General features: G+C 75.1%; 3 protein-coding genes. 1 reads left to right on the top strand and 2 read right to left on the bottom strand.

What is annotated here, in order from left to right:
- A partial coding sequence (locus D471_RS40325; RefSeq protein ID WP_017600111.1) for an ATP-binding protein occupies nucleotides 1-1,816 on the top strand: 1,816 nt, incomplete at its 5' end.
- A gap of 73 nt (nucleotides 1,817-1,889) precedes the next feature.
- Here the strand turns inward: D471_RS40325 and D471_RS0119220 are convergent.
- Entirely contained in the window at nucleotides 1,890-2,237 is a 348-nt protein-coding gene (locus D471_RS0119220; protein ID WP_017600112.1) for a DUF3817 domain-containing protein, read from the bottom strand.
- A 205-nt stretch (nucleotides 2,238-2,442) separates the two neighbouring features.
- Complete coding sequence (locus tag D471_RS0119225) at nucleotides 2,443-2,649, bottom strand: DUF5988 family protein (protein WP_017600113.1); 207 nt, start codon at nucleotides 2,647-2,649, stop codon at nucleotides 2,443-2,445.
- Nucleotides 2,650-2,866: the final 217 nt, after the last annotated feature.

The raw sequence follows: 2,866 nt of genomic DNA on the forward strand, positions 1-2,866 counted from the left end.
CGAGGCGCTCGCCCGCTCCGGCGCGGTGCGGCTCCTTGTCGCCCGGGCCCGCGCGGCGGTGCCGTCCTTCGCCCTCGACGGGGATACGGCCGGGGCCGTCGCCACGATCTGCCGCCGCCTGGACGGCATCCCCCTGGCCCTCGAACTGGCCGCCACCCGACTGCGTCACCTGGGCGCGGACGAACTCGCCGCCCGCCTCGACGACCGCTTCGCCGTCCTCGGGGTGGGCCGCCGGGACGCCCCCGCGCGACAGCGGACACTGCGGGCGATGATCGACTGGAGTTGGGAACCGCTCCCCGCCGTCGAACGCCACGTACTGGCTCGCCTGTCCGTCTTCGCTGACGGCTGCGACCTGGCCGCCGCCGAGGCCGTGTGCGCCGTCCCCGGAACCGTGGCCCGGGCCGAGGTCCTGGACACCGTCGGCGCGCTCGGGGACCGCTCCCTGGTCGTGGTCGCGCACCACCCGGCCGGAACCCGCTATCACCTGCTCGAGTCGGTGGCCGCCTACGCCCTGGACCGCCTGACGGAGGCGCGGGAGACGGAACGGGCCCGGCTGAGGCACGCCCGCTACTTCGCCGACCTGGCCGAACGCGCCGACGCGGGGATACGCGGACGCGACCAGCGCCGCTGGCTGGAGCGTCTGGACTGTGAGGCCGCCAACCTGCGCACCGCTCTGGACACGGCCGTGCGCGAGGCCGACGCCGATCTGGCCCTGCGCCTGGCCAACGCCCTGTGCTGGTACCGCCACCTGAGGGGGAGGGCCGGCGAGTCGGGGGAGGCGCTGGACCGGGCACTGGCGCTCCCGGGCGGGGCGTCCGGGGCTCGGGCGTGTGCCCGGGCCTGGCGGGCCGCCCTGGCCGACCCGGAGGACGCGCGCCCGCGCGACGAGGCACGGCGGACGCTACCCATGCTCCCGGACACCGCCGCCCGGGCCCGGGCGGCCTGGTTCCTGGAACTGTCCCGATGGGGGCTCGGCGACACCGAGCGGGCCGAGCGGCGCGTGCGCGCCGCACACGAGGAGGCCCTCGCGGCGAACGACCCGTGGTGCGTGGCTGCCACCCGCGTCCAACTCGCGGACGCCGCCCACCGGGCGGGCGACCTGGAACGGGCCCTGGAGCTGGCGGGTCGGAGCGAGGATGACATGCGTGCCCTCGGCGACCGCTGGGGTGTGCTCCAGGCCGCGAACGTGAGCGCGGCGGTCCTGGAGGCGCTCGGTGACCTGGACGGGATGGCCGCCCGTCACGAGGAGGGGCGGCGCATCGCCGAGGAGCTGCGGCTGTGGACGGAGGTCGCGCGCGCACTCTCCGGCCTCGGTCGCGTGGCGCTGCTCCGTGACGACCTGGAGCGGTCCACGGAGCTGCTCACCCGGGCGCGGGAGATCGCGGCCGAGCACACGGACACGCTGGGCGAGCAGTTCGCCGACGCCGGACTGGCGCTGGCGGCGCGGCGCTCGGGCGACCTGGAACGCGCCGAACGGCTGCTGCACCGGTGGCTGGACTGGAACCGCCGGGCCAGTGGTCGGATCGGGCTCGCGTTCATTCTCACCCAGCTGGGATACGTCGCCGAACAGCGCGGAGACGCCGAACTCGCCCTGGCCCGGCACGAGGAGGCGCACGGGGTGGCCGAGGAGGGCGCGGACCCCCGGGCGGCCGCGCTCGCGCTGGAGGGCCAGGCGGGCGCGTACGCGCTGCTCGGCGACGCGGAGCGGGCCGGGAAACTGCTGGCCGAGGCCGCCGGTCTGCGTGATCGGGCGGGCGCGCCGCTGACGGAGGCCGAACGCGTGGACGTGGACCGGATCGGGTCGCGGTCGGGGTGAGGCGCGGCGGTGGACGCGGCGCACGACGAGGGGTCCGCGACGGCCTCGCGGGCCCCTCGGAGGTCGTCAGTGGTCAGGCGACGGGCTCGGGGGTCCGGTCGGCCTTCGCCGGACGGTCGAGACGACCGGTGCGGCGCAGCCACCACTCCGCGGGCAGGGTGCCCAGGGGAGGAATCGAGGCGACCAGGGCCACCAGGGTCGGCCAGAGGCCCCACCGCAGGTGCAGCGCGGCGGCGACGGTGAGCGCCACGTAGAGCATGAACGCGGCGCCGTGCAGCGGGCCGAACACGTGCACGCCGGTCTCGTCGCCGTTGCCCAGGTACTTGAAACCCATCCCGACCAGTAGCCCGGCCCAGGTCACAGCCTCGATCACCGCCACCACGCGGAAGGCCGTCGCTGTCACTCGCGGTTCGATGCTCACTGAGGTTCCCCGGGGTCGTCTGCGCTGGACACGGCAGGTCCCGGCGCTCGACGGCCGGGACCGGTCCCAGGTTAGGCCACCCTTGTGCGCGTTCTTCCCCGGGGCGCGGGATACGGCGGTCACTCCTTCGGGCTCTCAGGCGGCGGTGGCGGAGGCGGCCTTCGACGCCGCCTCCGCCGTCGTGGGTGCGACCGCCGACCGAACCCTAGGAGGCCATCTCGGTTCGCGAGGTCCACTCGTAGACGGGCAGGTCACCCTCGTCCGTGTACTGGTGCCGTGCCGTCGCCGAGAAGTGCTCGTAGCCCCCGCGGAACGGGACCTTGACCTCGTCGCCCGCGCGCGGGGCGGGCACGATCCGGTGCGGCAGATCCTTCGGTCCGCCTTCCAGGACCGCCTTCTGTTTGTCGTCCATACGACCAGACTGGCACGCACCCAGGGGCGTGTCACGGACCGCGACACCGCCTTTACCGAGGTGAGAGGGGTTGGAGAGAGGTGAATGCCCCGCCGGAGGCCGACGGGGCATTCGCTGGTCGGGTACTTACATGTCCACCATCGGGCGTTCCTCAGCGGAGACGTCCTCGGCGGGTGCGGCTTCCCCGGGCGCGGCGGCTTCGGCGGGAGCCGCCTCA

This window comes from Nocardiopsis lucentensis DSM 44048, from assembly GCF_000341125.1.
In the GTDB taxonomy this organism is placed as follows: Bacteria; Actinomycetota; Actinomycetes; order Streptosporangiales; family Streptosporangiaceae; genus Nocardiopsis; species Nocardiopsis lucentensis.